Below are 26,142 nucleotides of genomic sequence, written 5' to 3' on the forward strand. Positions count from 1 at the left end.
TTCAGCTCTCCGCCTCCCACTGCAACCGCGCCACCGCATCCAGCACCCGGTCCACTCCCGGGAGATGGTGTCGCTCCAGCATGGGCGGCGGATAGGGAATGTCGAAACCGGCGACCCTCAGCACGGGCGCCTCCAGGTGGTGGAAGCACCGCTCCGTCACCCGCGCGGCGATCTCCCCGCCGGGCCCGCCGAAGCCGGTGGACTCATGGACGACGATGGCCCGCCCGGTGCGCCGGACCGACGCGCAGACCGTGTCGTCGTCGAAGGGGACGAGCGAGCGCAGATCGACCACCTCCAGATCCCAGCCCTCCGCCGCGGCGGCCTCGGCCGCCTCCAGACAGACCGGCAGGGACGGGCCGTAGGTGATCAGCGTGGCACCGCGCCCGGGCCTGCGGATCACCGCCCGGCCCAGCGGCTCGACCGGGGCCGGGTCATCGGGCGACCAGGCCGCCTTCGACCAGTACAGCCGCTTGGGCTCCAGGAAGACCACCGGGTCGTCCCCGGCGATGGCGGCCCGCAGCAGCCCGTACGCGTCCTCCACGGTCGCCGGGGTGACGACCCGGAGCCCCGGGGTCGCCATGTAGTACGCCTCGGACGAGTCGCTGTGGTGCTCGACCCCGCCGATCCCGCCGCCGTACGGCACCCGGACGGTGATCGGCAGCGACACCCTGCCCCGGGTGCGGTTGCGCATCTTGGCGACATGGCTGAAGAGCTGCTCGAACGACGGGTAGGCGAAGGCGTCGAACTGCATCTCCACCACGGGCCGCAGCCCGTACATCGCCATGCCGACGGCGGTGCCGAGGATGCCCGCCTCGGCCAGCGGGGTGTCCGTGCACCGGTGGTCGCCGAACTCCTCGGCGAGCCCGTCGGTGACCCGGAAGACACCGCCGAGGGTGCCGACGTCCTCCCCGAGCACATGGACGGCCGGGTCGTCCGCCATGGCGTCGCGCAGGGCGCGCCGGAGCGCCTGCGCCATCGTGGCGGGCTTGGCCCCCGCGGGCGCCGGGGTCGTCGCCGCGCCCATCAGGCCTCCCCCTCCGCTTCCAGCTCGGCCCGCAGCCGCGCCGACTGCTCCCGCAGGACACCGGTCCGCTCCGCGTAGACATGGGCGAAGAGGTCCATGGGCTCCAGCACCGGGTCCGCGTTCATCCGTTCGCGCAGGTCGGCGGCCATCGACTCGGCCGCTTCGGCGACGGAGCGCCTGCGGTCGTCGTCCAGCAGACCCCGGTCGGTCAGCTCGCGCTCCAGAAGCCGGACGGGGTCGTGCTCGCGCCAGATCTCCACCTCGGGCTCGTCGCGGTAGCGGGTGGCGTCGTCGGCGTTCGTGTGCGCCTCGATGCGGTAGGTCACGGCCTCGACGAGGGTCGGGCCTCCGCCGCGCCGGGCGCGGGCGACGGCTTCGGAGAGCACCTGGAGCACGGCGGGCGCGTCGTTCCCGTCGACCAGGCGGCCGGGCATTCCGTACCCCACGGCCTTGTGGGCGAGGGAGGGGGCGGCGGTCTGCTTGGCGAGCGGCACGGAGATCGCGAAGCCGTTGTTCTGGACGAGGAAGACGACCGGGGCGCGCCACACGGCGGCGAAATTCAGCGCTTCGTGGAAATCGCCCTCGCTGGTGCCGCCGTCGCCGACCATGGCGAGCGCCACCACGTCGTCCCCCTGGAGCCTGGCGGCGTGGGCCAGGCCCACGGCGTGCGGCAACTGGGTGGCGAGGGGGGTGGAGAGGGGCGCGGTGCGGTGCTCACGGGGGTCGTATCCGGTGTGCCAGTCGCCGCGCAGCAGGGTCAGCACCTGCACCGGGTCCATGCCCCGGGCGACGGCCGCGAGGGTGTCGCGGTAGCTGGGGAAGAGCCAGTCCCGCGGCTCCAGGGCGAGCGCGGCGGCCACCTCGGCGGCCTCCTGCCCGGTGCTCGACGGATAGACCGCCAGCCGGCCCTGTCTGGTCAGGGCGGTCGCCTGCGTGTTGAACCGGCGACCGCGCACCACCTGGGCGTGGAGCCGCAGCAGCAGCTCCGGCTCGACGGCCGCCGCCGCCTCCGTGCCGAGCACGCGGAACGGCACGGGGTCGGGGAGCAGCGGGGCGGGGTCGGTGCGGGGCTGCCACGCCGGGGGCGGCGTGAGCCGGTGGGCGACGGCTTTCACGGCGAGCACCTCCTCATTGAGGGCGACGACGAAGCGGCCGGAATGTGGCGCGCCTCACCTACCGATTGTTCGGTCGTGGACGCATTTTGGCTACAGGCGGCTTCAGCCTGTGGACAAACGGTTCTCCACAGCCTGTGATGGGCACAGGCTGTCCATGGCAGGGAGGCGGGGGGATATGAGTCCTGAACAAATGGCCGAGAACGGGCACCTCGGCGAGATGGGAACGGACCGGGCGGACGCCGTGGGGTACCGGCCCGAGCCGGACCGGACCGCCCCGCCGCGCGCGCTCGACGCCATAGACCGCGACATCCTGCGCATCCTCCAGTCCGAGGGCCGGGCCTCCGTGCGCTCCGTCGCCGACCGCGTCCATGTGTCGCGGGCCAACGCGTACGCCCGGATCAACCGGCTCATCGACGATGGCGTCATCCGTGGTTTCGGTGCCCGGGTCAACCATGAACGCGCCGGTCAGGGCGCGTCCGCCTACATCACGCTCAAGATCGTGCAGAACTCCTGGCGCACGGTCCGCGAACAGTTGCAGGCGCTCCCGGGCGCCGCCCACATCGCCCTGGTCAGCGGTGATTTCGATGTGCTGCTGCTGGTCCACACCCCGGACAACCGGACCCTGCGCGAGCTGGTCCTCACCCGGATACAGGGCATCCCGGAGGTGCTGTCGACCCGCACCCTGCTGATCTTCGAGGAGACGGACCTCCACCCGGACCCGGCCGGGCCGCCGGAGAGCGAACCGCAGTGATCCGGGGCCGCCGGGCCCCAGGGAGCCCGGGGGACCGGGGAGCGGCCCCCGCCGGGCCCGGAGAAGCCCCTCGGCCCGGAGAGAGCCCTCAGGCGCCCCCGGCACCCCGGGGGGCGCCCTGGAGGCCCTGCGGCGCCGTGCGCAGCCCGTCGAAGGCGAGGCGTACGACCGTCTCGGCGAGCGGGTCGCTCTCCTGGCCGCCGTCCGGGTGCGGCCGGTACCACTCGACCAGCGAGTTCACCATGCCGAAGAGCAGCCGGGTGGCCAGCCGTATGTCGACATCGGTCCGCAGGTCGCCGTCGGCGGCGGCGGCCTTGAGCAGATCGGCCACCCGCTGGTCGAACTCCCGCCGGCGCTCCAGCGCCCAGCGCTCGGTGGCGGTGTTCCCGCGCACCCGCAGCAGCAGCGTCACATAGGGCACCTCGGTCATCAGCACCTCCACGGTGCGCCGGGTGACGTACTCGACCCGCTCGATGGCGCGCCCGTGCTGTGCGCCGGGCTCCTCCAGGACCGCGAAGAGCGCGTCCAGCGCCCGGCTCACGGCGCGGCGCAGCAGCTCCTCCTTGCCGGCGACATGGTGGTAGATCGACGACTTGGAGATCCCGGCCGCCTGGGAGAGGTGCTCCATGGACGTGCCGTCGTAGCCGCGCTCGTTGAAGACGCGCACGGCGACGGTGAGCAGGGTCTCCGGGGTGTAGGTGTCCCTCTTGGCGGTGCTCATGCGTCCGCTCCTTCTGCGTCGTCGGCGGATGAGCCGGAGGATGAGCGCCGGAGGAGCGCCAGGCCCGGGGCGTACCGTCCGCCGGGCATCCGTTCGTGCAGCTCTCCCAGTACACCCCGCGCGTACCCCCGGGGGAGCCGGCGGTTCCATTCCAGCGGCCCGACGGGGTAGTTGACGCCGAGCCGCATCGCGGTGTCGATGTCCTCCTCCGTGGCGACGCCCTTGGCCACGGCGTCGGCGGCGAGGTCGATCAGCATCACGACCGTGCGCGCCACGATCATGCCGGGCACGTCGCCGATGACGCTGACCTTCTTGCCGAGCGCCTGGAAGAGCCCGATGGCCTCCCGGAGCGTGCGCTCGGGGGTGTCCGGGGAGGCGGCGAGCGCGATCCGGGTCGCGGTCCGGTAGTCGAGGGCCAGATCGAAGCAGACGGTGTTCCGGTACTCGCCCGGCCTCCGTCCGCCGGCCGCCACCAGATGTCCGCCGCCGGGCAGGACCAGCCGGGTGCCGTCGTCCCCGCGCTCCCTGCGGAGGGGCACACCGGACTCGTCGATCAGGTCGAGCAGCCCGGCGGCGGGCCCGGGACCGCCCTGGGCGACGACGTACGCGGGAGGGTCGGCGGGCTCCGCCGTGCGGGGCGCGGGGCGTTCGGCGCCGGGGGTGTGGTCGTACCAGCCCCGGCCCGACTTGACGCCCAGCAGACCGGCCTCCACCAGCCGCCGCTGGGCCAGGGAGGGGGTGAACTTCACGTTCCGGAAGAAGGCCTCCCAGACGGAGTGGGTGACGGCCTCGTTGACGTCCTGGCCGATCAGATCGGTCAGTTCGAAGGGGCCCATCCGGAAGCCGCCGCACTCGCGCAGCACCGCGTCGATGGTCGCGGGGTCGGCCGCCCGGTCCTCGTGGATCGCGAAGGCCTCCGCGTAGAAGGGCCGGGCTATGCGATTGACGATGAAACCGGGCATGTCGGCGCAGCGCACCGGGGTCTTGCCCCAGGCCTCCGCGGTGGCCCGGGCGCTCTCGGCGGCGCTCTCGTCGGTGGCGGAGCCGCTGACGATCTCGACCAGCGGGAGCAGCGGCGCGGGGTTGAAGAAGTGCATGCCGACGAGGCGGCCGGGGTGCCGCAGGGCGCCCGCGACGGCGGTGACGGAGAGGGAGGAGGTGTTGGTGGCGAGCAGGGCGTCCTCGGCGACGATCCCCTCCAGCTCCCGCAGCAGCTCCTGTTTGGCGGGGAGCCGCTCCACGACCGCCTCGACGACGAGTGCCGCGTCGGAGAGTTCGGCGAGGGCGGCGGCGGGGCGCAGCCGGGCGCGGGCGGCATCGCGCTCCCCCGCGGTCATGCGCCCCTTGGCGACGAGCCGCTCCAGCCGGGCGCCTATCGCCTCGGCGGCGCGGGCCGCCCGCCCGGGGACGGCGTCGCAGAGCCGCACGGGATGGCCCGCGACCAGGGCGACCTGGGCGATGCCCTGACCCATGGTGCCGGTGCCGACCACGGCGACGGTACGGCTCCGGTCCACGGCACCGCCCCGGTGCGCGGCGGCGCTCCGGTCCGGGGCGGCGGCCCGTCCGGTGGTGGTGCTCTGTTCGACGGCGCTCATGGGAGTGATCCTCCCGGATGAGTTTTCCACAGGTCTGACAGGCCCCCTTGTCCCAACCGATCGTTCGGTTACTCTAACTCTGTCCCTCCGTCCCTGCCCAGCTCGACGAGGAGTTGGTCCGCCATGCAGCTCACCGAGGCCGTGCTGACCGAGCGCCACCGGCCGACGCTCGACCAGGCTCTCGAAGCGATCCGCACCCGCGCCTACTGGTCCCCCCACCCCGAGCACCCGAAGGCGTACGGGGAGAGCGCCCCGGCCGACGGCCTCGCGGCCTTCGAGGCGCTCCGCTCCACCCGCTTCGAGCTCGATCAGCCGGGCACCGACGGCTGGACGGGCGGCGAGACCTCGCCGTACGGCATCGGTCTGGACATCGAGTACCCGCACCCGGACCCGGAGGTGCTGCTCCCCGCGATGCGCGCGGGCATGGGGGCCTGGCGCGAGGCGGGGCCCGAGCGGCGCGCCCTCGTCTGTCTGGAGATCCTGGCCCGGATCAGCGCCCGCACCCACGAGTTCGCCCACGCGGTGATGCACACCAGCGGACAGGCCTTCATGATGGCCTTCCAGGCCGGCGGGCCGCACGCCCAGGACCGCGGCCTGGAAGCCGTGGCGTACGCCTGCGCGGAGCAGACCCGCACCCCGGATGCGGCCGACTGGTCCAAGCCCCAGGGCAAGCGCGATCCGCTCCGGCTGCGGAAGACCTTCACCGCGGCGGGCCGGGGCATCGCGCTGGTGATCGGCTGCAACACCTTCCCCACGTGGAACGGCTATCCGGGCCTCTTCGCCTCGCTGGCCACCGGCAATCCGGTGCTGGTCAAGCCGCACCCGCGCGCGGTGCTGCCGCTCGCGCTCACCGTGCGGGTGGCGCGCGAGGTGCTCGCGGAGGCCGGGTTCGCCCCCGATCTGGTCGCCCTGGCCGTCGAGCGGCCCGGTGAGGGCATCGCCAAGACCCTGGCGGTCCGCCCCGAGATCAAGATCATCGACTACACCGGCTCCACCGCCTTCGGCGACTGGCTGGAGACCCACGCCCGCCAGGCCCAGGTCCACACCGAGAAGGCCGGCGTCAACACGGTCGTCATCGACTCGACCGACGACTACAAGGGGATGCTCTCCAATCTGGCCTTCTCGCTCTCCCTGTACAGCGGCCAGATGTGCACCACCCCGCAGAATCTGCTGATCCCCCGCGAGGGCATCGCCACCGACACCGGCCACAAGTCGTACGACGAGCTGGTGGGCGATCTCGCCGCCTCGGTCGGCGGCCTCCTCGGCGACGACGCCCGGGCCAACGCGCTGCTGGGCGCGCTGGTCAACCCCGAGGTGCGGAGCAGGCTGGAGGGAGCCGCGCAGCTCGGCGAGGTGGCACTCCCCTCACGGAAGATCGCCCACCCCGACTTCCCGGACGCGGTGGTCCGCACCCCGGTGATCGTGAAGCTGGACGGCGCCAAGCCGGAGGCCGAGAAGGTGTATCTGGAGGAGTGCTTCGGCCCGGTCTCCTTCGCGGTCGCCGTGGACTCGACGGCGGACGCCCTCGCGCTGCTGCGGCGCACGATCCGCGACAAGGGCGTGATGACGGTCGGCGCCTACACCACGTCGGCGGAGACGGAGCGGGCGGTCGAGGAGGTCTGTCTCGACGAGTCGGCCCAGCTCTCGCTGAATCTGACGGGCGGGGTGTACGTGAATCAGACGGCCGCGTTCTCCGACTTCCACGGCTCCGGCGGCAACCCGGCGGCCAACGCCGCCCTGTGCGATGCCGCGTTCGTCGCGAACCGCTTCCGGGTGGTGGAGGTCCGCCGCCAGGCGTGAGGCCCGCCGGGGGCGGGGGTCAGGGGCCCGGCGCCGCCGCCGGGCCGCCCCAGTGGAAGAGCGCCATGGCCACACTGGTGGCGAGGTTGTAGCTGGAGACCTGGGGGCGCATGGGCAGCGACAGCAGCCGGTCGGCCCGCTCCCGCAGCTCCGGGGAGACGCCGTGGCGCTCGGAGCCGAAGACGAGCAGGGCCCCGTCCGGGACGGGGACCGAGCGGATGTCGTCCCCCTCCGGGTCCAGGACATGGAGCGGCCCGGGCGGAAGGCCGTCGGAGGGCAGCCGCTCCACGGCGGTGGCGTAGTGCAGGCCCGCGCCCGCCCGCACCGCGTTGGGGTGCCAGGGGTCGATGTCCCCGGTGGTGATCACCCCGGTGGCGCCGAAACCGGCGGCGAGCCGGACCACCGCACCGACGTTTCCGAGGTTGCGCGGATTGTCCAGGACGACGATCGGCGACCGCCGGGGCAGCGCGGCCAGGGTCTCGGTGTTCGCCCGGCGCCCGGGCCGGACCGCCAGCGCGGCGACACGTGTGGGGTGGAGCCGGGGCACCAGCTCCCGCAGGGTCTCCAGCGGCACCTCGGTGACCAGTTCCGCGATGCGCCCGGTCACATCGGGGGCGAGATCCCCGGCCAGCTCCAGCAGTGTCGCCGTGTCGCTGGTGATCGCTCCGGACACCTCCGCGTTGAACCGGAGTGCGTGCTTCAGGGCATGGAAGCCGTCGAGCAGCACCGCGCCGGGTGCCGCCGCACGCCACTGCCGTACCGCCTCGGCGGCGTCGTTCTCGCTCATCGCCTCAGGCTACGGCGCGGGGGCGCGGGCCCGGTCACCGGCGGGGAGCAGCCGGTCCCGTCCCCGGGCGACCGCCGCACCGAGCCGGACCAGGAAGGAAGTCGGGAGGAAGACGGAGTCGGCGGCGATCATCGCCAGCGAGAAGAAGGGGAGGCCGAGCACCACGGCGATCGCGGCGTGCTCCGCGATCATGACCACCAGGAGGACGTTCTTCACCCGCCTGTTGAAGAGGGTGAAGGGGAAGGCGACCTGCACGATGACGGTGCCGTACGTCAGCACCATCACCATCACCCCGCCGGAGGCGAGCAGATCGGAGAGGGCCGGCCAGGGAGTGAAGTAGTCCAGCTTGAGCGGGTAGTAGAGCGCGGTGCCGTCCTGCCAGCGCGAACCCTGGACCTTGTACCAGCCCGCCGTGGCGTAGATCAGACAGACCTCGGCCATGATCACCAGCAGGCCGGCGTTGTGGAGCAGATTCGCGGCGGTGTCCAGCAGGACGCGCGGCTGGCTCCCCGGCGCGTACCGGTCGACCAGCCACCACAGCCCCTGCGCGATCCACAGCGCCCACAGCAGCAGCAGGACGGACAGACCGGTCTGGTTCAGGAAGGAGCCGGTGGCGAGGAGGAAGCCGAGCACGGACCACAGGACCGGTCCGGTCCGGTCGGGCGGCGGACCGGCGGACTCCGCCCGGGGCGCGTCCGCCGCCCGCTCCGCCCGGCGCCGCGCACACCGGGCGTCCAGCGACCAGACCTGGGCACAGCGGGTGACGACCAGATAGATCGCCATCAGATGGATGACATTGTCGCCGCCGTCGCCCATGAAGATCGAGCGGTTCTGGAGCGAGAGCACCCCGACCATGAAGAGCGCGGACATGGCGCGGGTCCGCCAGCCGAGCATCAGCAGGGCGCTGGAGAGCACCGAGACCGCGTAGACGATCTCGAACCAGAGGCTCCCGTCCGTCCACATGAGGACGGTGAAGGAGTCGTTGTCGGAGATCAGCTCGCGCCCCAGCTCCCAGCTCCAGGGCCCCTCGGGCCCGTACAGCTCGTGGCGGTTGGGCAGCTCGCGCAGGAGGAAGCAGAGCCAGACCCCGGCGAAGCCGATCCGGACCACGGCGCTCTGGTACGGGCCGAGGGCCGTGGCGGTGATCCGCTGGAGGGCGGCGACGGCCCGGCCGCCCCGGGAGGGGGTCATCGCGCCGCCCCGGCCGGCCGCCCCCGGTCGTTGCGGACCCCCAGGGGCAGATCGTCACCGGTCACCGTCCACCACGGCAGCACCCGGTGGACGGGGCGGGTGTCGGTCTTCTCCTCGCTCCACGGCGGGGCCTTGACCGTGCGGGTCGAGGACCGGAGCCGGATGCGCTCCACGGCTCCCCCGAGGTCGTGCGCGTCCAGGCGGTGCATCGCGATCCGGCGCACATAGCCCTCCGAGAGCCGGCCGCGCAGCCCGTGGGGGCGGCCCTGGGCGTCGTGCGAGTTGACGAGGATGTCCCAGCCCCGGCGGAGCTGGTTCTGCTGGACATGGCTGGGCAGGGGGTTGCCGCGCACCTCGCGGGCGTCCTCGGCGGTGAGATTGATCCAGCCGGTGGTCTCCCGGCCCCCGTCCGCCCTTCGGATCTCGGCCTTGACCTGCACGGACACATTCTGCTGGAGCGGATTGGGGGCGAAGAGCTTCCAGCTCTGCTCGAACTCGGGGTAGATCCAGTCGTTCACCGTCTCGCCGTACCGCTTGGTCACCGTGTTGGCGGGGGCCACATGGAGGAAGACCATCGCCAGATGGACACCGGCGACCGCGGCGACCAGGGCGAGGCAGAGGGCAGCGGCGACCCGGTAGGGCGGGGAGAGGGCCAGAATGCCGGCGGCGGGGGGACCGGGGGCGGGAGCCGGCGGGTCGGGGTCGGCGGCGGCGGAAGCCGGGGGGGCAGGGTCGGCGGCGGCGGAAGCCGGGGGGTCAGGAGGCGGGACGGAGGGGCCGGGGGGCGGGGCGGGGGCGCTGCTCCGCTGGGATCTCCGCTGCTCAGGGGGGTGCGGCACGGTACGGGCCGGGCCGGCCGGGCCCGGGCCGGGGTCCCGCTCACGGGCGCGCCCGGCGCCGTCGTTCTCGGCTGAACCCATCCCGCCCCGATCCCTGACGCTCCCACCCGGTTATCCACAGGGTTGACACCCTAAGGGGCGGCGACCGACCATTGAAGCCGATGAACCGAACGATCGGTTGGTAGGGGGTCCGGATGACGGCAGTGACCGTGGACACGGCGGAGCGGTACGAGGCGGTGTTCGATGCCGCGCTCGCCGCCGACGAGCGCATCGAGCCGCGCGACTGGATGCCGGACGCCTACCGGGCGACGCTGATCCGGCAGATGGCCCAGCACGCCCACTCGGAGATCATCGGCATGCAGCCGGAGGCCAACTGGATCACCCGGGCCCCTTCGCTGCGCCGCAAGGCCATCCTCATCGCCAAGGTGCAGGACGAGGCCGGTCACGGCCTGTATCTGTACAGCGCCGCCGAAACCCTGGGCACCAGCCGGGAGGAGCTGCTCGACAAGCTCCACGCCGGCCGCCAGCGGTACTCCTCGATCTTCAACTACCCCACGCTGACCTGGGCGGACGTCGGAGCGATCGGCTGGCTGGTGGACGGCGCCGCGATCACCAACCAGGTGCCGCTCTGCCGCTGCTCCTACGGCCCCTACGCCCGGGCGATGGTCCGGATCTGCAAGGAGGAGTCCTTCCACCAGCGCCAGGGCTTCGAACTGCTGCTCGCTCTCTCCCGGGGCACCGCCGCCCAGCACGCGATGGCCCAGGACGCGGTGGACCGCTGGTGGTGGCCGTCGCTGATGATGTTCGGCCCGCCCGATGACGCATCGGCCCATTCGGCCCAGTCCATGGCATGGAAGATCAAGCGCCACTCCAATGACGAGCTGCGCCGGCGCTTCGTGGACATCTGCGTCCCCCAGGCCCGGGCGCTGGGCCTGACCCTCCCCGACCCCGATCTGCGGTGGAACGAGGAGCGGGGCCGCCATGACTTCGGCGCGATCGACTGGACGGAGTTCCAGGAGGTCCTCAAGGGCAATGGGCCGTGCAATGAGCAGCGGCTCGCGCAGCGCCGCCGGGCCCACGAGGAGGGCGCCTGGGTGCGGGACGCCGCGGCGGCCCACGCCGCCAGGCACACGGCCCCGGACCCCGCGGCGGCCCGGCCGGAATCCCCGGAGGCGACGGCATGAGCGGCTCGACCGAGTGGCCGCTGTGGGAGGTCTTCGTCCGCTCGCGCCGCGGGCTCTCCCACACCCACGCCGGCAGTCTCCACGCGCCGGACGCGGAGATGGCCCTGCGCAATGCCCGCGACCTCTACACCCGGCGCGGCGAGGGCGTCTCCCTCTGGGTCGTGCCCTCCACGGCGATCACCGCCTCCTCGCCGGACGAGAAGGACCCCTTCTTCGAACCGGCCGCCGACAAGCCCTACCGCCACCCGACCTTCTACGAGATCCCGGACGGGGTGAAGCACCTGTGACCGCCGCGGCCCCCGCCACGCCCCCCGTCGCGGCCCTCGCCCTCGGCGACGACGCGCTGGTGCTCTCGCACCGCCTCGCCCAGTGGGCGGGCCACGCGCCCGTGCTGGAGGAGGAGCTGGCGCTCGCCAATATCGCCCTGGACCTGCTGGGCCAGGCGCGGGTCCTGCTCTCCCTCGCGGGGGACGAGGACGAGCTGGCCTACCTCCGCGAGGAGCGCGCCTTCCGCAATCTCCAGCTCGTCGAGCAGCCCAACGGCGACTTCGCCCACACCATCGCCCGGCAGCTCTTCTTCTCCGCCCACCAGCACCCGCTGTACGAGGCGCTGGCGGCGGGGGGCGGCCCCTTCGCCCCCCTGGCCGCGAAGGCGGTCAAGGAGGTCGTCTACCACCGGGACCACGCCGAGCAGTGGACCCTGCGCCTGGGCGACGGCACACCCGAGAGCCATCAGCGGATGCAGCGGGCCTGTGACGCCCTGTGGCGGTACACCGGGGAGATGTTCGAGCCCGTCGAGGGGGTGGAGGTGGACTGGCCGGCGCTGGAGCGGACCTGGCTGGAGTCGGTGCCGACGGTGCTGGAGCGCGCGACCCTGACCGTGCCGACCGGCCCGCGCTCCGGCGGCTGGAAGGCGGGCGCGGGGCGCCAGGGCGTGCACACCGAGCCCTTCGGCCGGATGCTCGCGGAGATGCAGCATCTGCACCGCAGCCACCCGGGGGCGTCGTGGTGACCGGCCGCGCCCCCACGGGCGACACCCTGCTGGAGGCACGGCTGCGCGATCTCGCCGGGGCCGTGCCCGACCCGGAGCTTCCGGTGGTGACCCTGGAGGAGCTGGGAGTGCTGCGCGCGGTCCATCTGCTGGGCCCCGGCAGGGCCGAGGTCGAGCTGACCCCGACCTACACGGGCTGCCCGGCGATCGAGACCATGAGCAGCGACATCGAGCGGGTGCTCCACGACCACGGCATCCCGGAGGTCTCGGTCGTCACCGTGCTCTCCCCACCCTGGTCGACGGAGGACATCAGCGCGGAGGGGCGGCGCAAGCTCGCCGAGTCCGGCATAGCCCCGCCGCGGTCGCGGCCGGCCGGGGGGCCCGTCCCGCTCACCCTCTCCGTGCGCTGCCCGCACTGCGGCTCCACCCGGACCGAGCTGCTGAGCAGGTTCTCCTCCACCGCCTGCAAGGCACTGCGCCGCTGCACCGACTGCCGTGAACCCTTCGACCACTTCAAGGAGTTGTAGATGTTCCATCCGCTCCGGGTCAGCGAGGTCGAACGGCTCACGGACGACTCGGTGGCCGTCACCTTCGCGGTGCCGCCCGAGCTGCGCGACACCTTCCGCCACACCCCCGGCCAGCATCTGGCGCTGCGCCGGGCGACAGCGGGCGGGGAGGTCCGGCGGACCTACTCGATCTGCTCCCCGGCCGCCGGGCCCGGCGCGCACCCCGTGCTGCGGGTCGGCATCCGGCTGGTCGACGGCGGCGAGTTCTCCACCTATGCCCTCAAGGAGCTGGCGGCCGGGGACACCGTCGAGGTGATGCCCCCGATGGGGCGCTTCCGGCTCGATCCCCGGCCCGGGCACTTCGTGGCGATCGTCGGCGGCAGCGGGATCACCCCGGTGCTCTCGATGGCGGCGACGGCGCTGGCGCGGGAGCCGGAGGCCCGGTTCTGTCTGATCCGCGGCGACCGGACCGTGGCGTCCACGATGTTCCTGGACGAGGTGGCGGACCTCAAGGACCGGTTCCCCGACCGGTTCCAGCTGGTCACCGCGCTCTCCCGGGAGGAGCAGCAGTCCGGGCTGCCCTCCGGGCGGCTGGACCGGGAGCGGCTGACCGGGCTGCTGCCCCGGCTGCTCCCGGTGGCGGAGGTCGACGGCTGGTTTCTGTGCGGGCCGTTCGGCCTTGTGACCGGCGCCGACCGGGCGCTGCGCGGGCTCGGTGTGGAGCGCGGCCGTGTCCACCAGGAGATCTTCCATGTGGACGACGGCCCGGCGCCCGCCCCCGCCCGGGTGGCGGCACCCGCCGGCGCCGCGCTCACCGCGACCCTCGACGGCCGCTCCGGCACCTGGCCCGTACGGGAGGGCGAATCGCTGCTGGAGACGGTGCTCCGCAGCCGCTCCGGCGCTCCGTACGCCTGCAAGGGCGGAGTCTGCGGCACCTGCCGGGCCTTTCTGGTCTCGGGAGAGGTGCGGATGGACCGCAACTACGCGCTGGAGCCGGAGGAGACCGGGGCGGGGTATGTGCTGGCCTGTCAGTCCCATCCGGTGACCTCGGAGGTGGAGCTGGACTTCGACCGCTGAGCCGCCGCCCACTGAGCCCGCCGCCCCGCCGCCCCCTGTCCCGCCGCCCCCGCACCGGCGGCCCGCACCCCGCGCGGCCCGTCCCGCACCTCGCGCTCGGCCCCCGTGCGCTCTCTCCCCGCTCCGTCCCCTCCCGCTGTGTTCATTTTCAGGAACCTGTTCTATCTTGACGGACCGTCAGCCACGGCGGAGCCCGGGGAGGTTCCGGCTCCGGGCGGTGGCGCACCAGCGGGCGCGCGGGAGGACTGAATCGTGGACTTCACCTTCACCGAGGAACAGCGGGCCGCCACCGAGGCGGCGGAGGCGGTCTTCGCGGGGGTGGCACCCGATGCGGTGCCCAGCCCCGCGCTCACCCGGGGGGCGGTGGCCGAGGACTTCGACCGGGCGCTGTGGAGCAGGCTCGCCGGAGCCGATCTGCTGAGCCTGGTGCTGGCCGAGGAGCACGGCGGCGCGGGGCTGGACCCCCTCGCGCTCTGTCTGGTGCTCCGCGAGTCGGCGAAGGTGCTGGCGCGGGTGCCGCTGCTGGAGACCGCCGCCGTGGCCCTGGCCGTCGACCGCTACGGCGGGGACGCGCTCCGCGCCCGGCTGCTGCCCCCGGTCGGACGGGGCGACCTGGTCCTCACGGTCGGGGCCAGCGGGCGCACCGGCCACGACCCGGCCGAACTGGCCGTGACGGCCCGCCGGGACACCGGCACCGGCACCGGCACCGGACAGTGGGTGCTGGACGGGGTGCAGACGGCGGTGCCCTGGGCCCAGTCGGCGGATCTGATCGCCGTGCCCGCCCGTCTCGACGGGGGCCGGGCCGTGCTGGCCCTCGTCCCCCCGGACAGCGCGGGCGCGGTGCTCGCCGAGCAGATCTCCACCAGCGGGGAGCGGTTCGCCGAGCTGAGCCTCGACTCCGTGCGGATCGACGCGTCCGGGCTGATCGACGCCGAGGGGGCCTGGGAGTGGCTGCGGCTGCTGCTGACCACCGGGACCTGTGCCCTCGCGCTGGGGCTGGGCGAGCGCGTGCTGTCCATGACCGCCGAGTACACCGGCAAACGGGAGCAGTTCGGCTTCCCGATCGCGACCTTCCAGGCCGTCGCCGTGCAGGCCGCCGACCGCTATATCGATCTGCGGGCCATGGCGGCGACCCTCTGGCAGGCCGCCTGGCGGCTGGGCCCGGCACGGGGGAGCGCCGGGCTCGGCGGGCCGCTGCCGGTGGCCGCCGATGTCGCCGTCGCGAAGATCTGGGCCTCGGAGGGGGTGCGCCGGGTGGTGCAGACCGCCCAGCATCTGCACGGCGGCTTCGGCGCCGACACCGACTACGCGCTGCACCGCTACCACGCCTGGGCGAAGCAGCTGGAGCTCTCCCTGGGCCCGGCCGCGGCCCATGAGGAGGCGCTCGGCGACCTGCTGGCCGCCCACCCGCTCGACTGAGCCGGGCGACGGCGGCCGGAGCGGGCCAGCCACGGAAGCGGAGGCGGGGCCGGCGGCGGAACGGAACGGAACCGAGACGGGCCCCGGCCTCAGGCGACGGAGGCCGGGGTGCCGTTGTCGGTGACCATCGGACGCCCGGCGGCGTCCCAGGCGATCATGCCGCCCTCGATGTTCACGGCGTCGATGCCCTGCTGGACCAGGTACTGGGTGACCTGGGCGGACCGCCCGCCCACCCGGCACATCACATGGGCCCGGCGACCGTCCGCCACCGCCTCGGTGACCTCACCGAACCGGGCGACGAAGCCGCTCATCGGCACATGCAGCGCGCCCTCGACATGGCCGGCCGCCCACTCGTCGTCCTCCCGGACATCCAGCACCAGGCCGTCGGCCGGCACCGCCGCGGCTTCCACCGAGGGCAGCGGGGCGAAATTCATGGGTCATGCCTTCCTTCGTCTGGTGTCCGGACCACGCGGGCCGGAGGTGTCCGCGGGGCGGTTCCACGCCCCGCGGCCCGGCCGTGTGTCGTCCGGGCGGCCCTGCGAAACCTACTCCACGAGCCCGGAGAGTTCCCTCTCCCGCTCGGAGACCTGGGCGAGGAGCTGCTCGGCGATCTCCTCCAGCAGCCGGTCCGGGTCGTCGGGGGCCAGCCGCATCATCGCCCCGATCGCGCTCTCCTCCAGCTCCCGGGCCACCACGGTCAGCAGCTCCTTGCGCTGGGAGAGCCACTCCAGCCGGGCGTAGAGCTCCTCGCTCTCGCTCAGCCGGTGCTCGGGCGGCACCGGGCCCGCCGCCCACTCCTCGGCCAGCTCCCGCAGCGCGTCGGCGTCACCGAGCGCGTAGACGGCGTTCACCCGGATCAGGAACTCGTCGCGGCGGGCCCGCTCGGTCTCGTCCTGGGCCAGATCCGGATGCGCCCGGCGGACCAGCTCGCGGTAGAGCTTGCGCGCCTCCTCGCTGGGCCGCACCCGCTGGGGCGTCCGCACGGAGCGGCCGTCCAGCATCGCCGCGGCCTCCGGGGGCAGCCCCTCGGAGTCCATCCAGCCGTGGAACAGCTCATCGACTCCGGGCATCGGCATCACCGCGGCCCGGGCGTCCCGGGCCAGGCGCAGATCCTCCGGGTCGCCGCTGCGGGCGGCCTTCGCCTCGGCGATCCGCGCGTCCAGCTCGTCCAGCCGCGCGTACATCGGGCCGAGCTTCTGGTGGTGGAGCCGGGAGAAGTTCTCGACCTCCACCCGGAAGGTCTCCAGAGCGATCTCGAACTCGATCAGCGCCTGCTCGGCCGCGCGGACCGCCCGCTCCAGCCGGGCCTCCGGCCGCGGCTGCGCGTCCTGCTCTTCGTCGTTCCGGCCTGCCGTCCCGCCGGGCGCGTCCTGGGTCACCCGCCCAGCCTAAGGGCCGGAGCGGCCCGCCCGGTCACACCCCCGGCTCGGCGGGGATACGGCCGGCCCTGATCGCCTTCAGCAGCTCGGCGTGATCGGCTTCCGTGCGGTCCGCGTAGACCACCGCGAAACGGGCCAGGGCCGCGTCCAGCTCCTCGCTCTTGCCGCAGTACCCGGAGATCAGCCGGGGGTCGGCGCTGTGCGCGTGGGCCCGCGCCAGCAGGGCCCCGGTCATCCGCCCGTAGTCGTCCAGCTGGTCCGGGGTGAGCGCCGCCGGGTCCACGCTCCCCTTGCGGTTGCGGAACTGCCGCACCTGGAACGGCAGCCCGCCGACCGTGGTCCAGCCGAGCAGAATGTCGCTGACCACCTGCATCTTCTTCTGGCCGCACACCACCCTGCGGCCCTCGTGGCCCGTCTCCTGCTCCGGGAAGCCTGCCGCGGCGAGATACGGCAGCAGCGCCGAGGGCCGGGCCTCCTTGACCTGGAGCACCAGCGCGTCTCCCCGGTGGTCCAGCAGCAGCACCACATACGACCGGGTCCCGACGCTCCCGGTGCCCACGACCCGGAACGCCACGTCCTGGATCTCATAGCGCGCCAGCAACGGCAGCCGGTCCTCGGAGACCGTCGTCAGATACTCCTCCAGGGAGCCGGCGACGGCCGCGGCCTCCGCGTCGGACACCCGGCGCAGCACCGGGGGAGCGTCCACGAAGCGCCGTCCCTCGCCCGCGCCGTCGGAGAACAGCTCCGTCGCCTTGGCGGCGAAGCGGGCGCTGGTGTTGTTGCGCGCCTTCGCCGAGACCTGCTCCAGGGTTCCGATCAGATCCCGGGCGTCGGTGTGGGAGACCAGTTCCTCGTCGGCGATGGCGTTCCAGGCGTCCAGGGCGGGCAGCTTGGCCAGCAGCCGCATGGTGCGGCGGTAGGCGCCCATGGCGTCGAAGGCCGCCGCCCGGCAGACCTTCTCGTCCGCGCCCGACGCCCGGCCCGCCAGCACCAGCGAGGTCGCGAGCCGCTTGACGTCCCACTCCCAGGGGCCGACGACGGTCTCGTCGAAGTCATTCAGGTCTATGACGAGCCGGCCCCGGACATCTCCGTAGAGGCCGAAGTTGGCGGCGTGGGCGTCGCCGCAGAGCTGGGCGGTCACCCCTGTGACCGGGGTGCCCACCAGGTCATGGGCCATCAGCCCGGCCGATCCGCGCAGAAAGGCGAACGGTGACGCGGCCATCCGGCCCACCCGTATCGGTGTCAGCTCGGGCACCCGGCCACGGCTGGACTCCTCGACGGCCTCGACCACACCCGGGCGGCTCACCGCCAGCACCAGGGAGTCGTGCGAGGAGCGGGGGACCCGGCTCCTCAGCTCCCTGCCCTCGTGCTTCGGGGACACACCGGCATCGGCACCCCGGCGCCGGGCGAAGCCGGGCACCACCGGAATACGCCCGTCGCCCCCGCCCGGGGCTCCGCGCCCGGCCGTGCCGCGCTCCGTCCCCTGTCGCACCGTCCGGTCCCGCTCCGTCCCCGCACCGCTCATGCTGTGTGGCCTCCCCCGCGTCGTACCCGTCGCTGTCGCTTGCCCCGACCGTACCGCCGCCTCGAACAACCGTCCTCCCCGGTGGCCGGGGAACCGGGCGGGCTGTTTCACGTGAAACAGCCCGCCCGTGCCCGCCCGTGCCCGCCCGTGCCCGCCCGTGCCCACCCGTGCCCGCCCGTGCCGGCCCGGAGGGGGCCCACCGGGCCGGGCGTCGCGCTCAGTCGCCCAGACCCGCGTCCCGGGCCAGCAGCGCGGCCTGGACCCGGTTGTCGCACTCCAGCTTCGCCAGGAGCCGGCTGACATAGGTCTTCACCGTCGCCTCGCTCATGTGCAGCCGCTTCCCCGCGTCCGCGTTGGAGAGCCCCTCGCCCAGCAGGGAGAGCACCTCCCGCTCCCGGGCGCTCAGCCGGGAGACCAGGTCCCGGGCCCGCTCGCTCCGGGAGGCCGCGCGGCCCGAGGCCAGCCGGTCGACGACGTGCCGGGTGGCGCCGGGGGAGAGATAGGCGTCCCCGGCGGCGGCGGCCCGTACGGCCCCGATCAGCTCCGCGGGCGCGGTGTCCTTCAGCAGAAAGCCCGCGCCGCCGGACTCCAGCGCCCGCAGAACGTTGTCCCGTTCCCCGAAGGTGGTGAGGACGACGACCCGGGTGCCGGGAGCCGCCCGGCGCAGCTCCCCCAGGGCCGTGAGCCCGTCCATCACGGGCATCTGGATGTCCAGCAGCACCACATCGGCGCTGTGGGCCCGTACCTGCTCGATCGCCTCGCGCCCGTTGGACGCCTCGGCGACCACCTCGATTCCCCGGTCCGAGGTCAGGATCAGCCGGATACCCGCCCTGATCAGCGGCTCGTCGTCGGCGATGACCACCCGGATCGGCGCCCCCGTCATTTCCACCCCTCGCACTCCCCGCGTCCGTCCGGCGGCGGCCGGGACCGTTCGGTCCGCCCTGCCGTCCGCCCGTCTGCGGTGCCCAGTCTCCCCGAGCCTCCCCCGGCCCGTTCCCCGGGTCCGGTCCATCGTCCCGGGGCCGGCCCGCCCGGAGCGTCCTCGTCGGCACGGGGCGTCACGACCTGACGTGGTACGCCTTCTTCTCGATCAGCTCACCGTCCCGGAAGCAGAACCGGAACACCGGCTCCGTCTCGGCGGTGTCCGTCATCTCCCAGGAGCCGAGCGTCAGACACTCGGCGCCCCCGGGCACCCCGGGCCCCTGCCCGGCCCAGCGCTCCCCCGCGTCCGGGTCCCCGGCGGGCAGTCGTGCGCGCACCTCGTCCTCGGACTCCCCGATCTCCGCCCGCTCGTACTCGGACCGCTCGATCATGTGCTCCTCCAGGGAGTCCATGTGGAACACCGACGCGACGACGACGGAGCCCAGCACCAGCGCGGCCACCAGCGCCAGCCCACAGCCGGTCCCGAGGGCGCTGAAGGCACGGCGCCGCTCCGGACCGGGCGCGCCCGCCGCCGGCCCCGGGGGACTCCAGTCCATGACGGGCACCCCGCTCCCGGGGCCGTCCGGCCGCACCGGGGGCCCGGGGAGCGGGGGCGCCGTCCCCACCGCCGGCACCGTCCCCACCGCCGGCGCCGTCTCCGCCGTCCCGTACGGAAGCACCCCGGCCACCCGGAAGCCGCCGCCGGGAACGGGCCCGGTGTGCACCATCCCCCCGACCAGCCGGGCCCGCTCCCGCAGCCCGGTGAGCCCCTGCCCGCCGCTGACGGCGGCGGGGGCCCCGCTCGCGGCGCCGCTGACGATCTCGGCGACGAGGGCATCGGGCTCGTAGCGCAGCGCCACCGCGATCGGGGCGCCGGGGGCGTGCTTGTAGGCATTGGTCAGCGCCTCCTGCACGATCCGGTACGCGGCGTGGTCGGCCGCCGCCGCGAGCGGGCGGGGCTCCCCCTCGCGGCGCAGCTCCACCGAGGTGCCCGCCGCCCGCGCGGCCTCCACCAGGCCCTGGACACCGGCGGTGCCGCGCCGCGCCCGCCCCGGCCCGTCGGGCGCGCCCGGAACCGGCCCGCCCGCGCGCGGCCCCGCGCCCGCATCCGCGCCCGTGCTCCCGGCGCCCCCTGCCCGGACACCGCGCCGGCCCTCGGCTCCGCTCCCGCCGCCGTCCTCGATCCCGTCCCGCAGGATTCCGACGACCTCGCGCAGCTCGTGCATCGCGGTCACCGAGGCGCTCCGGAGCACCCCGACCGCCTCCCGCTGCCGCCCGGTCAGCTCGGGGTCCACCTCTAGGGCGCCGGTGTGCACGGCGATCAGCGCCAGCTGGTGGCCGAGGCTGTCGTGCATGTCCTGGGCGATCCGCTGCCGCTCCAGCAGCCGCGCCTGGCCCGCGACCAGCTCCCGCTCGAAGAGGAGCTGGGCGTTGCGGTCCTGCACGGCCCGGAGCAGGGTCTGCCGCTGGTTCCAGTGCCGGCCGGCCAGCCCCGGTATCACCGCGGTGGCCAGAAAGGCGAGGGTGAGGATCGGGAACATCGCCACCAGCGGCCCGGGCCCGGCGAGCGCGGTGGCGCCCAGAAAGGCGAGATACGCGCCGGTGAACGCGGCCAGGACCCTCCGGATCCCGGCGATCCGGCGCCCGGCCGACCAGCCGGCCACCAGCTGGAGCCCGAAGAGGCCCACGACCTCCGCGGCGAGCGCGGCGGTGACGACCAGCACCGGCAGCGGGAGCCGGCGCCGCAGCGGCGAGAGCACCGCGGCGCCGACGCAGGCACCCAGGACACGCGCTCCGTCGGCCCCCGCCAGCTTCTCGGTACCGGCGGCCAGCAGCGCCAGTACGAGCGCGAGCACCAGTTCGTCCCCCGCCCCGCGCCCCGGCACCGCCGAAGCCCCCGGCCGCGCGGACCGCGTCCCGTGTCCGCCGGCGCCGGGCGGGGGCGGTCCGGGCGCCCCCAGCCAGGTCCACCCCGCCCGCACCCCGGCCAGGACCCTCGAAGAGATGTTCACGTCCGGCACCCTAGATGGCGGTCCGGCCGGGAATCCGCCCACTTTCGTCCTCCCCCGGCACGACGAACGTCGCGCCCCGGCCTCCCCCGGGCCCGGCACGGGAGCGCCGGCCCACGAACCGGCGCACTGACCGCCCGTCACCGCCCGCTCTCTGATAGTTGTTTCAGCGGGGTACGGGCGCAGGCCCGTAGCGGCGTCCGTCGGCGCCGCAGGGAGGAGCGGATGAACGCCACCACACGGGACGAGGTCCTCGCCGCCGAGCAGCGGGCGGTGGACCACGCGTACGACTGCTACACCGCACGGCTGGCCGAGATGAGCGGAGCCCAGGCGGCGACGGCGTCGGCCAGCGGCAAGGACGGCATAGCCAACCGGAGGGACGCGGAGGCGCGGGCCGCGGCCTACGGCGGACTCGGCGACGAGGCCCTGGTCTTCGCCCGGGTCGACGCGCCGGACGAACCCGGTGAGGAGCCCCGGCCCTGGTACATCGGACGGCGGGGTGTGCGCGACACCGCGAACGATCCGGTGGTCCTGCTGTGGACCAGCCCGCTGGCGAGGAAGTGGGCCGAGGCGCGGCCCGACGCACCGGGCGATGTGGTCCTGCGGCGGCAACTGCGCTGTGTCCGCCGGGTGGTCGAGAGCTACTTCGACGAGATCTCCACGGCTCCCGCGAAGGCCGCCCCCGCCGGCGTACCGGAGCAGCGGCCGGCCGCGGAGGGGGCCGGGACGGCCGCCGGGCGCGCGGCCCCACCGGCCGTACCGGGCGGGGAGCCTCAGCCGCCCCGTACCCCCGGCGACGCCGTCCGCCCCGCGCGCCGCGCATCGCCCGAACCGGACGACTTCCTGCTCCAGGAGCTGAGGCGCTCGCGCGGCGGCCGGATGCGGGACATCGTGGAGACCATCCGGCGCGACCAGATGGAGCTGGTCACCGGCTCCCCCTCCGACATCCTCGTCGTCCAGGGCGGCCCCGGCACCGGCAAGTCCGCGGTCGGTCTGCACCGGGTGACCTGGCTCGTCGACAACGGGCACTTCACGGCCCGGGACATGCTGGTCATCGGCCCCCACCAGCGGTTCCTCGACTACGTCGGCCAGGTGCTGCCCACCCTCGGCACCCGGGACGTCAACGCGGTGCAGCTCAACCGCCTCTGGGACGGGGAGATCCTCGGCACCGACAGCGCCGCGGCCCGCCGGGTGAAGTCCGGCGAGCGCATGGCGGCCGTGCTGCGGCGCCGGATCGAGAACGAGGCCCGTCCCGAGGCGCTCGACGAACTCACCACCGCGCCCGCCTTCGAGGGCGACGAGCCCACCGTGGTCGTCACCGCCGGGAGCACGACCCTGCGCGTGCCGCGCTCGGAGATCCTGGCCCTCCTGGAGGAGGCCCGCGACGGCGACGCCCCCTACCGGCAGCGCCGCGAGCGCTTCCGCAGCCTCTTCGTCGACCGTCTGCTGCGGGAACTGGCCGCCATCGCCCCGCGCCGGGGCCAGGGCGGCACGATCCGCCGCGACCTGGAGCGCAATCGCCGGGTCGAGCGGCTCGTCGAGCGGCTCTGGCCGTCACCGGGCGCCCGGGAGGCCCTGCGCGGCCTCTACGACTCGCCCGACCTCCTGAGGGCCTGTGCCGACGGCGTACTCGACGAGGAGGAGCAGCGGGCCCTGCACCGCCCCCGGGCCGCCACCGCCGACGCCGACCCCTGGACCCTCGACGACCAGGTCTGTCTGGAGGAACTCCGCTTCCTCATCGCCGGGGAGACCCCCAGGCGGTACGGGCACATCGTCGTCGACGAGGCGCAGGACCTCACCCCCATGCAGGCCCGCGCCCTGCGCCGGCGCTGCGCCGTCGGCGGCTCCATGACGGTCCTCGGCGACCTCGCGCAGTCCACCGGCCCCCACATCCCGGCCGACTGGGATCTGCTCGGCACGATCCTCTCCGACCACGGGGACTGGCGGGTCGCCGTGCTGAACACCGGCTACCGCGTACCGGCGGAGATCATGGGGTTCGTCGCGCCCCTCGCCGGGGCGGTCGCCCCCGCGCTGCCCTTCCCGCAGGCCGTGCGGGAGGCGGGCGAGGGCGCCGTGCGGACCCTGCCGACGACGCCCGGGCGCCTGCTCGACGACACCGCCGCCGAGGTGAGCCGGCTGGTCGGCACCGACGACGGGCACACTCCGCGCTCCGTCGCCGTCATCGTCCCCGACGGCTGGGACCGGGTGGAGGAGATCGGCCACCGGCTCGACCGGAGCGACGGCGTCCCGGAGGCCCGGCGCGGGTCGGTCTCGGTGCTGGCCGCCGCGCAGGCCAAGGGGATGGAGTACGACCATGTCCTGGTCCTGGAGCCGGCCGGTATCGCCGACCGGGGGCCGACCGGCCTCCGGCAGCTCTACATCGCGCTCACGCGCAGCACGCAGAGCCTGACCGTGCTGCACACCTCCCCGCTCCCCCGGCTCCTCACGGGCGCCGAGGCCGCCCCGGAACCGCCGGCGCCCGAGGCCGGAGAGGACACGGCGGCCGGAGAGGACACAGCGGACACAGCGGGGGACGGGAGCACGGCGGCCGGGGAGGGCACAGCGGCGGGAGAGGCGCCGCCCGAGATCGGGACCGACATCCGGGTACGGGTCCTGGGCCCCGGTCCGGGCGGCCGGTACCGGGTCAGGGCGCTGACGCCCTCCACCGACCGGCCGCTGGTGCTGACCGTCCGGCACGGCTCCGCGCCCCCGCGCGCGGGCCAGGAGCTGGACTGCTGGGTCTTCGCCAACGAGACCAACCACAGTGTCCTCAGCGCCGATCAGCGCGGCCGGCAGCCCATCTCGCCGAGAATGGCGGAGCGCTACGCGGCGGCGCTCGGCGTGTTCGACGAACTGACCGGTGCCGGAGGGGACCTTCCGCCGGACGCCCGCGGCCGGCTCTCCGAGCTCCAGGGCATGGCCAACCGTGTGCTCCGCCGGGACCAGGCGGACTGGGTGGACGTGCGGCGGGTGCTCGGCTCCCCGGACAGGGAGCGCCTGGGCGTCCTGCGCGACCTGGTGGCGGGGGCCAACCGCGCGCTCAAGGACGGCAGCCTGGACGCCGGCGGCCTCCGGGACGAGCTGGCGGCCTCCGGCTGGACCGAGGCCCTGGCGCGGGCGCGGGAGACCCTCAGCGCCCGCCCGGCAGCCGCCGCGGAACCCGATCCGGAACCCGGCCCTCAACCGGAACCGACACCGGAGCCAGAACCGGAAGCCGGCCCGAGAACAGGCCAGAAAACAGAACCGGACCCGGACCCGGACCCGGACCCGGAACCGGAACCGGAACCGGACGCCGAGAACGCCCCCGAGCAGAGAGCACCCGAGCCCATGACAGCCACCGAAGAAGCCCCCGCCGCACCGGCCGTCACGACGAAGGAGGGCTTCCTGCGCGCGCTGGAGACCTCGGCCTCCGAGGACCGCACGTGCAGGAAGCACGAGGCGGTCCGCCACGCGCTGAAGTCGGCCCTGCTGTGGGCGGATCTCCAGCCCGGTGACTCACCGGTCGCCGATGTCAGCTGTGTCACCGGCGAGGGTCTGTTCCTCTACGAGGTCCTGGGCATCGGCCGCTCCGGCTACGCGGACCTCCGCTCGGGGGCGACCCGCCTCCTGGAGATCAACCACACGCTGCCCGCCCCGGCCGTCCGCCTCCACCTCGTCCTCTGCGAACCGCCCGCCGAGGACTGGTCCGCCGACACCGTCCGCGAGGTCTTCGGCGTCCATGTCCTGTGGCGCACCCCCGGGGGCTGGGGCGGCCGGGACCCGGACACCGCCCTGGGCGCCTCCGGCACCCGGCCCTGACCCCGGCGGTCGCGCCGGGCGCACCCCGAGGCGCCCGGCGCACCGCCGCACACCACGTGAGCTACGTCACATCCGTACACCGTCGACACCGGGGCGCACGACCGTGCGGATCAACGAAAAACGGGCCCTCACCAGGACTTTCGTCTCTGGTGAGAACCCGTTCAACGGTTTCTCTGTGCGCGAGGGGGGAGTTGAACCCCCACGCCCTTTCGGGCACTGGAACCTGAATCCAGCGCGTCTGCCTATTCCGCCACCCGCGCATTGGGTGCTGTCGTCCGGGCTGCTCACCGTGACCGGTGCTTCCCCCTGGCGACATGCAGAAGATTAGCACGGTGCACAGGGTGGAATCACATCCGTTTGTTTGCCCGACCCGGCGGGCGAACAGACGCGGGAACAGGGGGAGCGCACCGCCCCGTACAGGGAAGGAACAGGGAACGGGCCGGGAAGGGACGGCGGCCCGCGCCCGGTCCGCCCCCGCGCCCGACCGGGGTCCCCCGGGTGCGGGACACTGTCATGAGGCCGCCTCTACGATCCGTGTGAGAGGTGACACTCATCAACGGGGCAGACAAGGGGAACCAGCCGATTTCCCGACGCGTGGATACGATCAGTAAGCAGTATCAGGACGGCAGCAACGGAGGAGGTGCCCGATGGGAGTCCTGAAGCGTTTCGAGCAGCGACTCGAAGGCCTGGTCAACGGCACCTTCGCCAAGGTGTTCAAGTCCGAGGTCCAGCCCGTCGAGATCGCCGGCGCCCTCCAGCGCGAGTGCGACAACAACGCGACGATCTGGAACCGCGAGCGGACCGTCGTCCCCAATGACTTCATCGTGGAGCTGAGCGCCCCGGACTTCGAGCGCCTCAGCCCCTACAGCGGGCAGCTCGGCGACGAGCTGGCCGGCCTGGTGCGCGACTACGCCAAGCAGCAGCGCTACACCTTCATGGGCCCGATCAAGGTCCATCTGGAGAAGGCCGACGACCTCGACACCGGTCTGTACCGGGTGCGCAGCCGCACCCTCGCGTCGAGTACGTCACAGTCCTCCGGCGGCCCCGAGGCCGGCGCGCGCCCCGACGCGGGCGCCCCGGCGGCGGGAGCGGCACCCGGCGGGTACGGCTATCCGCCGTCCGCCGCGCCCCCGATGCCGCCCGGCCCGCCGCCCGGCGGCCGCCCCGGCCCCACCGCCGTACCGGACCGCGGCCCGGCGGGCGGCCCCGGGCCGCTGCCGGGCGCCCAGACGCGGCGCTGGATCGAGATCAACGGCACCCGCCATCAGATCTCCCGCCCGACGCTGGTGCTGGGCCGCAGCACCGACGCCGATGTGCGGATCGACGACCCCGGCGTCTCGCGCCGGCACTGTGAGATCCGGACCGGAACGCCCTCGACGATCCAGGATCTCGGGTCCACCAACGGCATCGTGGTGGACGGGCAGCACACCACCCGCGCTACGCTCCGCGACGGCTCGCGGATCGTCGTGGGCAGCACCACCATCGTTTACCGGCAAGCCGAAGGGTGAAG

The 26,142-nt window shown here is 74.1% G+C and carries 22 protein-coding genes and 1 tRNA gene; 10 read left to right on the plus strand and 13 right to left on the minus strand.

Annotated features, from left to right (window positions below):
- Position 1: 1 nt before the first annotated feature.
- Positions 2–1,024 (minus strand): alpha-ketoacid dehydrogenase subunit beta, encoded by a 1,023-nt coding sequence (locus tag ACWCRA_RS16035; protein WP_351550387.1) that lies wholly within the window; start codon positions 1,022–1,024, stop codon positions 2–4.
- Positions 1,024–2,148: a pyruvate dehydrogenase (acetyl-transferring) E1 component subunit alpha gene (pdhA, locus tag ACWCRA_RS16040; protein ID WP_351550390.1), complete on the minus strand. Its 1,125-nt coding sequence runs from the start codon at positions 2,146–2,148 to the stop codon at positions 1,024–1,026. The genes ACWCRA_RS16035 and pdhA overlap by 1 nt, the downstream gene beginning before the upstream one ends.
- A gap of 208 nt (positions 2,149–2,356) precedes the next feature.
- Between pdhA and ACWCRA_RS16045 the strand changes: the two genes are divergently transcribed.
- The gene (locus tag ACWCRA_RS16045; RefSeq protein ID WP_451067888.1) at positions 2,357–2,890 is read left to right on the plus strand and encodes an Lrp/AsnC family transcriptional regulator; all 534 of its coding nucleotides are present in this window, start codon (positions 2,357–2,359) and stop codon (positions 2,888–2,890) included.
- An 88-nt stretch (positions 2,891–2,978) separates the two neighbouring features.
- Here the strand turns inward: ACWCRA_RS16045 and ACWCRA_RS16050 are convergent, their stop codons facing one another.
- Complete coding sequence (locus ACWCRA_RS16050; protein WP_351550396.1) at positions 2,979–3,611, minus strand: TetR/AcrR family transcriptional regulator; 633 nt, start codon at positions 3,609–3,611, stop codon at positions 2,979–2,981.
- Positions 3,608–5,206 carry a 3-hydroxyacyl-CoA dehydrogenase gene (locus ACWCRA_RS16055; protein ID WP_451067866.1) on the minus strand — a complete coding sequence of 533 codons (1,599 nt, stop codon included), beginning with the start codon at positions 5,204–5,206 and terminating at the stop codon, positions 3,608–3,610. The genes ACWCRA_RS16050 and ACWCRA_RS16055 overlap by 4 nt, the downstream gene beginning before the upstream one ends.
- A gap of 123 nt (positions 5,207–5,329) precedes the next feature.
- Between ACWCRA_RS16055 and paaN the strand changes: the two genes are divergently transcribed.
- Positions 5,330–7,006: a phenylacetic acid degradation protein PaaN gene (gene paaN, locus ACWCRA_RS16060; protein ID WP_451067867.1), complete on the plus strand. Its 1,677-nt coding sequence runs from the start codon at positions 5,330–5,332 to the stop codon at positions 7,004–7,006.
- A 19-nt stretch (positions 7,007–7,025) separates the two neighbouring features.
- Here paaN and ACWCRA_RS16065 read toward each other — a convergent pair whose 3' ends face one another.
- The 3 genes from ACWCRA_RS16065 to ACWCRA_RS16075 are packed head-to-tail and all read right to left on the minus strand — an operon-like array spanning position 7,026 to position 9,904.
- Positions 7,026–7,793 (minus strand): TrmH family RNA methyltransferase, encoded by a 768-nt coding sequence (locus tag ACWCRA_RS16065; protein WP_451067868.1) that lies wholly within the window; start codon positions 7,791–7,793, stop codon positions 7,026–7,028.
- A 9-nt stretch (positions 7,794–7,802) separates the two neighbouring features.
- Positions 7,803–8,984 (minus strand): HTTM domain-containing protein, encoded by a 1,182-nt coding sequence (locus tag ACWCRA_RS16070; protein WP_451067869.1) that lies wholly within the window; start codon positions 8,982–8,984, stop codon positions 7,803–7,805.
- Entirely contained in the window at positions 8,981–9,904 is a 924-nt protein-coding gene (locus ACWCRA_RS16075; RefSeq protein WP_451067870.1) for a DUF5819 family protein, read from the minus strand. The genes ACWCRA_RS16070 and ACWCRA_RS16075 overlap by 4 nt, the downstream gene beginning before the upstream one ends.
- A 113-nt stretch (positions 9,905–10,017) precedes the next feature.
- On the opposite strand from ACWCRA_RS16075, the gene paaA reads away from it, so the two are divergent.
- The 6 genes from paaA (at position 10,018) to ACWCRA_RS16105 (ending at position 15,000) form a co-directional block, all read left to right on the plus strand.
- Entirely contained in the window at positions 10,018–11,007 is a 990-nt protein-coding gene (gene paaA, locus ACWCRA_RS16080) for a 1,2-phenylacetyl-CoA epoxidase subunit PaaA (protein ID WP_351550412.1), read from the plus strand.
- Entirely contained in the window at positions 11,004–11,294 is a 291-nt protein-coding gene (gene paaB, locus ACWCRA_RS16085) for a 1,2-phenylacetyl-CoA epoxidase subunit PaaB (RefSeq protein ID WP_351550414.1), read from the plus strand. Before paaA ends, paaB begins: the two co-directional genes overlap by 4 nt.
- On the plus strand, positions 11,291–12,019 hold the full coding sequence (paaC, locus tag ACWCRA_RS16090; RefSeq protein WP_451067871.1) for a 1,2-phenylacetyl-CoA epoxidase subunit PaaC: 729 nt from the start codon (positions 11,291–11,293) through the stop codon (positions 12,017–12,019). Before paaB ends, paaC begins: the two co-directional genes overlap by 4 nt.
- A complete protein-coding gene (paaD, locus tag ACWCRA_RS16095) occupies positions 12,016–12,525 on the plus strand; it encodes a 1,2-phenylacetyl-CoA epoxidase subunit PaaD (protein ID WP_451067872.1) in 510 nt (169 codons plus the stop codon). The genes paaC and paaD overlap by 4 nt, the downstream gene beginning before the upstream one ends.
- Positions 12,526–13,581: a 2Fe-2S iron-sulfur cluster-binding protein gene (locus ACWCRA_RS16100; RefSeq protein WP_351550422.1), complete on the plus strand. Its 1,056-nt coding sequence runs from the start codon at positions 12,526–12,528 to the stop codon at positions 13,579–13,581.
- 252 nt (positions 13,582–13,833) lie between these two features.
- The gene (locus ACWCRA_RS16105; protein WP_451067873.1) at positions 13,834–15,000 is read left to right on the plus strand and encodes an acyl-CoA dehydrogenase family protein; all 1,167 of its coding nucleotides are present in this window, start codon (positions 13,834–13,836) and stop codon (positions 14,998–15,000) included.
- 89 nt (positions 15,001–15,089) lie between these two features.
- On the opposite strand, the gene ACWCRA_RS16110 is transcribed toward ACWCRA_RS16105, so the two are convergent.
- From ACWCRA_RS16110 to ACWCRA_RS16130, 5 genes are all read right to left on the minus strand, one after another.
- Positions 15,090–15,434 carry a rhodanese-like domain-containing protein gene (locus ACWCRA_RS16110; protein WP_351550428.1) on the minus strand — a complete coding sequence of 115 codons (345 nt, stop codon included), beginning with the start codon at positions 15,432–15,434 and terminating at the stop codon, positions 15,090–15,092.
- A gap of 111 nt (positions 15,435–15,545) precedes the next feature.
- Entirely contained in the window at positions 15,546–16,379 is an 834-nt protein-coding gene (locus ACWCRA_RS16115) for a hypothetical protein (protein ID WP_451067874.1), read from the minus strand.
- 34 nt (positions 16,380–16,413) lie between these two features.
- Positions 16,414–17,904 (minus strand): DUF2252 domain-containing protein, encoded by a 1,491-nt coding sequence (locus ACWCRA_RS16120; RefSeq protein ID WP_451067875.1) that lies wholly within the window; start codon positions 17,902–17,904, stop codon positions 16,414–16,416.
- Positions 17,905–18,121: 217 nt separating this feature from the next.
- Positions 18,122–18,787, minus strand: a complete 666-nt coding sequence (locus tag ACWCRA_RS16125) for a response regulator transcription factor (protein ID WP_351550434.1) — start codon at positions 18,785–18,787, stop codon at positions 18,122–18,124.
- Between the two features lie 175 nt (positions 18,788–18,962).
- Positions 18,963–20,837 carry a sensor histidine kinase gene (locus ACWCRA_RS16130; RefSeq protein WP_451067876.1) on the minus strand — a complete coding sequence of 625 codons (1,875 nt, stop codon included), beginning with the start codon at positions 20,835–20,837 and terminating at the stop codon, positions 18,963–18,965.
- Between the two features lie 222 nt (positions 20,838–21,059).
- Here ACWCRA_RS16130 and ACWCRA_RS16135 point away from each other — a divergent pair, with 222 nt between their 5' ends.
- Complete coding sequence (locus ACWCRA_RS16135; RefSeq protein WP_451067877.1) at positions 21,060–24,632, plus strand: AAA family ATPase; 3,573 nt, start codon at positions 21,060–21,062, stop codon at positions 24,630–24,632.
- A 176-nt stretch (positions 24,633–24,808) separates the two neighbouring features.
- Here the strand turns inward: ACWCRA_RS16135 and ACWCRA_RS16140 are convergent.
- A tRNA-Leu gene (locus ACWCRA_RS16140) sits at positions 24,809–24,892 on the minus strand.
- A 387-nt stretch (positions 24,893–25,279) separates the two neighbouring features.
- Here ACWCRA_RS16140 and ACWCRA_RS16145 point away from each other — a divergent pair.
- Positions 25,280–26,140 (plus strand): DUF3662 and FHA domain-containing protein, encoded by an 861-nt coding sequence (locus ACWCRA_RS16145; protein WP_351550442.1) that lies wholly within the window; start codon positions 25,280–25,282, stop codon positions 26,138–26,140.
- Positions 26,141–26,142 lie beyond the last annotated feature (2 nt).

The organism is Streptomyces sp. NPDC001889 (assembly GCF_053594535.1).

Coding starts and splice junctions, on each gene's coding strand:
- ACWCRA_RS16035 (WP_351550387.1), bottom strand. CDS start 1,024: ATGGGCGCGGCGACGACCCCGGCGCCCGCGGGGGCCAAGCCCGCCACG.
- ACWCRA_RS16045 (WP_451067888.1), top strand. CDS start 2,357: ATGGGAACGGACCGGGCGGACGCCGTGGGGTACCGGCCCGAGCCGGAC.
- ACWCRA_RS16050 (WP_351550396.1), bottom strand. CDS start 3,611: ATGAGCACCGCCAAGAGGGACACCTACACCCCGGAGACCCTGCTCACC.
- ACWCRA_RS16055 (WP_451067866.1), bottom strand. CDS start 5,206: ATGAGCGCCGTCGAACAGAGCACCACCACCGGACGGGCCGCCGCCCCG.
- paaN (WP_451067867.1), top strand. CDS start 5,330: ATGCAGCTCACCGAGGCCGTGCTGACCGAGCGCCACCGGCCGACGCTC.
- ACWCRA_RS16065 (WP_451067868.1), bottom strand. CDS start 7,793: ATGAGCGAGAACGACGCCGCCGAGGCGGTACGGCAGTGGCGTGCGGCG.
- ACWCRA_RS16070 (WP_451067869.1), bottom strand. CDS start 8,984: ATGACCCCCTCCCGGGGCGGCCGGGCCGTCGCCGCCCTCCAGCGGATC.
- ACWCRA_RS16075 (WP_451067870.1), bottom strand. CDS start 9,904: ATGGGTTCAGCCGAGAACGACGGCGCCGGGCGCGCCCGTGAGCGGGAC.
- paaA (WP_351550412.1), top strand. CDS start 10,018: ATGACGGCAGTGACCGTGGACACGGCGGAGCGGTACGAGGCGGTGTTC.
- paaB (WP_351550414.1), top strand. CDS start 11,004: ATGAGCGGCTCGACCGAGTGGCCGCTGTGGGAGGTCTTCGTCCGCTCG.
- ACWCRA_RS16100 (WP_351550422.1), top strand. CDS start 12,526: ATGTTCCATCCGCTCCGGGTCAGCGAGGTCGAACGGCTCACGGACGAC.
- ACWCRA_RS16110 (WP_351550428.1), bottom strand. CDS start 15,434: ATGAATTTCGCCCCGCTGCCCTCGGTGGAAGCCGCGGCGGTGCCGGCC.
- ACWCRA_RS16120 (WP_451067875.1), bottom strand. CDS start 17,904: ATGAGCGGTGCGGGGACGGAGCGGGACCGGACGGTGCGACAGGGGACG.
- ACWCRA_RS16125 (WP_351550434.1), bottom strand. CDS start 18,787: ATGACGGGGGCGCCGATCCGGGTGGTCATCGCCGACGACGAGCCGCTG.
- ACWCRA_RS16135 (WP_451067877.1), top strand. CDS start 21,060: ATGAACGCCACCACACGGGACGAGGTCCTCGCCGCCGAGCAGCGGGCG.
- ACWCRA_RS16145 (WP_351550442.1), top strand. CDS start 25,280: ATGGGAGTCCTGAAGCGTTTCGAGCAGCGACTCGAAGGCCTGGTCAAC.